Source organism: Lentimicrobium sp. S6, assembly GCF_013166635.1.
In the GTDB taxonomy this organism is placed as follows: Bacteria; Bacteroidota; Bacteroidia; order Bacteroidales; family UBA12170; genus UBA12170.
This window is the reverse complement of sequence record NZ_JABKBZ010000021.1, coordinates 60,923-66,922: the sequence shown is the minus strand read 5'-3', so window position 1 is coordinate 66,922 and position 6,000 is coordinate 60,923. Positions and strand designations below refer to the sequence as shown.

The window sequence follows — 6,000 nt, the reverse complement described above, 5'->3', positions numbered from 1 at the left end:
TGAACTAAAAAACATGTGCCAAATTGAACATTCTAGGCACAGAAGTTTTGAAAATTTTATCTCCAATATTATCGCCGCTCTTATCGCATATTCATTCTTTGCTAAAAAACCTTCTATAAAATATGATTTGGAGAAAGACGATCAATTAGCTCTGTTTTTATAATCGAACTCGGGTTATTAGTTTAAGAAAAATGCGAATTCACTTCAAGATAACCCAGCGCTATCAATTTAATTACAATCGGATTTCCATATTTTATATTTAGACTTTAAATCATTTTATAAAATGATTCGGATGGTTCTTCTTAGGTCTAGATGAACCATGCGCTAATTATTTAAAAATGCAGAATGATTCAGTAATGGACCATGGTAACACAAACTAAAACCCCATTGGAATTCTCCTTGCTCCACTTTCTTTCTTCACAAAATGCTTCATATATGCTCCATCCTCAAAGATAAAAAATAAAATTGTTAATTATTTAGTATTTTAAAATGGGCTAAGTATTAGGAAAGGCCTAAAAATTAAGACTTTTTATGCGGTTAAATATTGTTAATTTTGAATTTTTAAAACTGTTAGGCTTTATTAATTTTTATTTTTGCCGAGCACTAAATACGGCGCAAGCAAACTACACTGATTTTTAGATGGTTAAAATAGGCATATTCGGAAAAAATTTGAAAAGCGAGACTTTTCCCTACATTCAGACTTTATTTAACAAGTTAAGTTCTGTTTATGCGCAAGTTTTTGTTCATGAAGAATTTCATTCTGTCATCGGAAAAAAGATAATGATGCAAAACCCTATTGTTTTTAGCCAACATTCTGAAATTAGAGATGAATTAGATTTCATGATTTCCTTGGGTGGTGATGGAAACATGCTCAGCACGGTTACTTTAGTGCAAGACAGCGGTATTCCTATCATTGGTATTAATTTAGGAAGACTTGGTTTTTTAGCCAGTATTAATAAAGAACATATCAATAAAGCCATCGACTGCTTGGTAGAGAAAAAATATACGCTAGAAAGCAGAAGCCTTATCAAGCTTACTACTCCAAAAGATGTTTTTGGGGAACAAAACTTCGCACTAAACGAAATCAGTATTTATAAGAAACAGCCCAATAGCATGATCTCTGTGATAGTTCATGTGGACGACCAATACCTTAATTCCTATTGGTCTGATGGTTTAATAGTGGCCACTCCCACCGGAAGTACAGCATATTCGCTAAGCACCGGCGGTCCTATTTTACATCCTAAGGCTCATAATTTTGTGATCACACCTATTGCACCTCACAATTTATCTGTTAGGCCTGTCGTTATCCCAGACGATACCATTGTTCGCATGAAAGTAGCGGATAGAGATGGTGGTTTTTACGTGAGTCTCGACAGCAGAACCATTGAATTAGAATCTGGGATTGAACTTCAAATTGAAAAAGAATCTTTTGAAATTCAACTGGTTCGATTACCAGAAGAAAATTTCTTTGGTACCATTAGAGCGAAACTACTTTGGGGTATCGATAAAAGGAATTAAAAATTTAAATAAGAGATCATTGAAAAGTAAAACTAAAATATTAAATAAAAGCCTGCTGTTCTTGAGCTTGATCTGCCTGAGTTTTGGGTCAGTACTAGACCTTAAGGCACAAACCATGGATGTGGGAGTCTTTGGTGGAGGAGTTTATTATTTAGGGGATATTAATCCGAATTTACATTTTGCATCAACACAACCTGCATATGGAGCATTTTTTAGATTCAATTATAAAGAAAGATGGGGTTTTCGATTAGGAGCTTCCAAAGGCAAACTAAAAGCCGATGATAAAGACTTTATGGAAGTTAATGCCCTACAAGCTTATGCTGGTGGAGACTTTGATATCAACGACCCCAACCTCATCTATTACGCAATTAGCAATAGGGGATTGAATTTTGAAACAGATATTACTGAATTAAGCCTAATTGCCGAATTGAACTTCTTTCCATTTTTTGTAGGAAGTAGAAAAAACACATGGACTCCATACATTTTTGCCGGAGCTGCCATGTATTTATATAATCCGAAACCAATAGGTGGCGGAGTAAACTTAAGAGATTTAGGTACCGAAGGACAAGGATTCGCAGGAAGAGAAGCTCCTTATGGAAATACGGCTTTTGCTATTCCTTTTGGCCTTGGTTTAAAAATCAGCTTAGGCAGTAGAATAGGTTTAGGATTTGAATGGGGAATGAGAAAAACCTTCAATGATTATATAGACGATATTAGCACCTCCTATTATATGGATTTATATGGTTATAATCCAGAAGAAGGAATATATTATGCTCCGAATCCTGAAAATCCAGTGGAGATTATTTCGTTTCCCATCACTGATGATGTATACTATTCAGACCCTACTTTTTCCCATAAAAGTGGAGAGAAAAGAGGCAACGAATACAATAAAGATTGGTATGCATTTTATGGCGTCAGCCTCACCTTTAAAATCAATTTGTTAAAAGATGATGGTTGTCGTGATTTTGGAAGGGATTCATATTATTGATTATGTTAAATTTGCGCGATGAATTATAAAGACCAAGTAATAAAAGAAAGATTACCCAAACACATAGCTATCATTATGGATGGCAATGGTAGGTGGGCAAAGCAGAGGGGACGACTGCGCGTATTTGGTCATGAAAACGGGGTAAATGCGGTGCGAAACACGGTGGAAGCGGCAGCCGAAATAGGAGTAGATTACCTCACTCTTTATGCTTTTAGTACCGAAAATTGGAACAGACCCCAAAAAGAAGTAGATGCTTTGATGTCACTTTTAGTTAAAAGTCTCAATAAAGAAACTGCTACATTAAATAAAAATAACATTAAATTAAATGCCATTGGTGACTTAAAAAGCCTTCAGCCCAAAACCTATACGGAATTGATGAAAGCCATAGAAAACACCAAAGAAAATACCCGCACAACTCTTACTTTAGCTTTAAGCTATAGTTCAAGATGGGAAATCACCAATATGGTGAAAAAAATTGCAGAAGAAACTTCCAAAGGAAATTTGGAAGTTGAAAATATTGACGAGAAAATAATATCAAACCACCTTTCTACTAGTCATATCCCAGATCCGGAATTATTGATCCGAACTAGTGGAGAACACCGCATCAGTAACTTTTTATTATGGCAAATAGCCTATTCCGAATTGTATTTTTGCCCTAAACTATGGCCCGACTTTGGAAAAGAAGATTTTTACGAAGCTATAGTCGATTATCAAGGGAGAGAAAGAAGATTTGGAAAAACCAGTGAACAGATAAGCAAATAAACTTATGCAAAGGAATTTTATAACATACAATAATAACAAAACACTCATCTTCATCACCTTTATACTGATGCTGTCAGGATGGAGTGGGCAAGCCAGTGCTCAAATTAATCTGGGACAACAGGTACAAGAGCTCGACTATTCCAGACCTCAGAAATACGAGATTGGAGGAGTGAAAGTGGAAGGCATTGAGTTTCTTGATGAGAAAGCTTTGGTGATGATTTCTGGCTTACAAGTTGGAAATACCATTAATGTTCCTGGTGACGATGTAGCCAAAGCCCTTAAAAAACTTTGGAGCCAAGGCCTCTTTGAAAATATCTCCATCAATATTGAAAAAATTGAAAACAACCGAATTTTCCTAGTCATACAATTGCAGGAAAGAGCTCGATTAACAGGTTTTTCTATCAATGGAGTTAAAAAAGGAGATGTGGATAATATCCGTGAAAAGATAAAGCTTGTGAGTGGCGATGTGGTTACGGAGAACCTTATTATTAGAACGAAGCAAAAAATCCATAAATATTTCGATGAAAAAGGATTTTTAAATGCAGAAGTAGAAATTGAAAAAAAGGCGGACGAAACCAAACCCAATGGAGTTATTTTAACCATCAATATTAAGAAATACTCTAAAGTAAGAATTGCCAAGATCAATATCTACGGAAACGAAGAAGTAAGCACCGATAAGCTAAAAGCTTCCATGAAAGAAACCAAAGAGGTGGGACATATTAAACCCCTCTATAATATGGAGAAACTGGTTTGGAATGTTGTGAAGGATGTTGCCACTCTTCAGATTCCTAAAATCCAAGACGATGCCGAAGCTTATTATAAAGAAAATGTGAAGTTGAGAATCTTCAAATCTTCAAAATATATTGAAAAGAACTATGAAGATGATAAGGCCAACATCATAGCTAAATATAATAAATTAGGGTATCGTGATGCTAAGATTGTTGTGGATTCTATTTACAAAGCCAGCAATAATAAAATCGATATTGATATAAATGTGGAGGAAGGTAATAAATATTACTTCCGAAATGTGAAATGGGTTGGAAATACTGTCTATTCTAATATTGACCTTTCAAACGTTCTTCAAATAAAAAAAGGGGATGTTTATAATAAAGAATTATTAGAAACCAATCTTCAGTTCAATCAAAACGGTCCCGATGTGAGTTCCCTTTATCTTGATAATGGATACTTGTTCTTCTCTGTTGACCCAGTTGAGGTGAGCGTAATGAACGATTCTATTGATTTGGAAATCAGGATTAGAGAAGGTGACCAAGCCACGGTTAAAAATGTGATTGTAAAAGGAAATACCAGAACCAATGACCACGTTATCATTAGAGAACTCAGAACTCGTCCGGGTCAGCTGTTTAGTCGCTCTGCTATTATCCGTACTCAGCGAGAATTGGCTCAGTTGCAGTATTTCGATGCTGAAAAACTAGGTGTTGACGTAAAGCCAAACCCATTAGACGGAACTGTAGATATAGAATATGTAGTTGAAGAAACCTCCTCCGATCAGATTGAGTTATCAGGTGGTTGGGGTTATGGTAGAATCATTGGTACTCTTGGACTTTCTTTCAATAACTTCTCCTTAAGAAATATATTAAAGAAAGATGCATGGCGTCCAATTCCTTCAGGGGATGGTCAGAAATTGAGTCTTCGTTTCCAAACCTATGGTTCTGGTTATATGAGTTATTCTGTTTCTTTCACCGAGCCTTGGTTGGGTGGTAAAAAACCCAATGCTTTTAGTGTGAGTTATTATCACTCAAAATATACCAATCAGTTAGAAAGAAACGACCCAAGATATGGTCAGTTTGTTATTGATGGATTTACCGTAGGTTTAGGTAAACGATTGACTTGGCCTGATGACTTCTTCCAATTATATCAAGGCGTTAAACTTCAAAGCTATAAACTACAGAACTATGGAAATATCTTTAGCGTTGGAGATGGAAATGGAAAATTCAACAATTTCGCGTATAACATTGCCCTATCCCGTAACTCTCTTGATGCTCCTATTTATCCTCGTAATGGTTCGGATGTTGGTGTGAGCTTAGAACTTACTCCTCCTTATAGTATTTTGAATGGTAAAGATTATACTACCATGAGCGAGAACGATAAGTACAAGTGGGTAGAGTACCACAAATGGAAGATTAGAGCGGCATGGTATTCTTCAGTTGTTGGTGACTTAGTGTTGAGCACAAGAGTGAAGTTTGGTTTCTTAGGAGCCTATAATTCTGATATTGGAGTGACTCCTTTCGAGCGTTACTATTTAGGTGGTGATGGGCTTTCTGGATACAATAATATGGATGGTAGAGAGTTAATTAGCTTGAGAGGTTATGGAAACGAAACCTTAACACCAGATTATTATAAGAATACCAATTTAGGTGGTACCATTTACGATAAATTCACCATGGAATTACGTTATCCTGTTTCACTAAACCCAAGTGCGACGATTTACTTCATGGGATTCCTTGAGGCTGGTAACAGTTGGTTGACGTTTGACGATTTCAAACCCTTCCAAGTATACAAGTCTGGTGGATTTGGAGTGAGAGTATTCTTGCCTATGTTTGGTCTTCTTGGACTGGATTGGGCCTATGGTTTCGACGATGTTCCAGGCTTACCAAATGCCAATGGTGGTCAGTTCCATTTCTCCATCAATCAGTCCATCGATTAATTGTGGTATAGTTTTGGTATAATTGAATTAGAAAAACATTAAAACCCAGGAAAAATGAAACGAAATA

The 6,000-nt window shown here is 36.1% G+C and carries 4 protein-coding genes and 1 pseudogene; all 5 read left to right on the top strand.

Translation table 11 applies throughout. From position 1 onward, the window contains the following. Positions 1-163, top strand: a pseudogene (locus HNS40_RS23120) (IS982 family transposase); the annotation flags it as partial. 476 nt (positions 164-639) lie between these two features. Then, the gene (locus HNS40_RS09230) at positions 640-1,518 is read left to right on the top strand and encodes an NAD kinase (protein ID WP_253916298.1); all 879 of its coding nucleotides are present in this window, start codon (positions 640-642) and stop codon (positions 1,516-1,518) included. A 19-nt stretch (positions 1,519-1,537) separates the two neighbouring features. Further along, entirely contained in the window at positions 1,538-2,506 is a 969-nt protein-coding gene (locus HNS40_RS09225; protein ID WP_172279982.1) for a DUF6089 family protein, read from the top strand. An 18-nt stretch (positions 2,507-2,524) separates the two neighbouring features. After that, entirely contained in the window at positions 2,525-3,268 is a 744-nt protein-coding gene (locus HNS40_RS09220; RefSeq protein WP_172279980.1) for an isoprenyl transferase, read from the top strand. Positions 3,269-3,272: 4 nt separating this feature from the next. Further along, positions 3,273-5,933, top strand: coding sequence for an outer membrane protein assembly factor (locus HNS40_RS09215; RefSeq protein WP_172279978.1), 2,661 nt, complete (start codon positions 3,273-3,275; stop codon positions 5,931-5,933). The last annotated feature ends 67 nt before the right edge of the window (positions 5,934-6,000 follow it).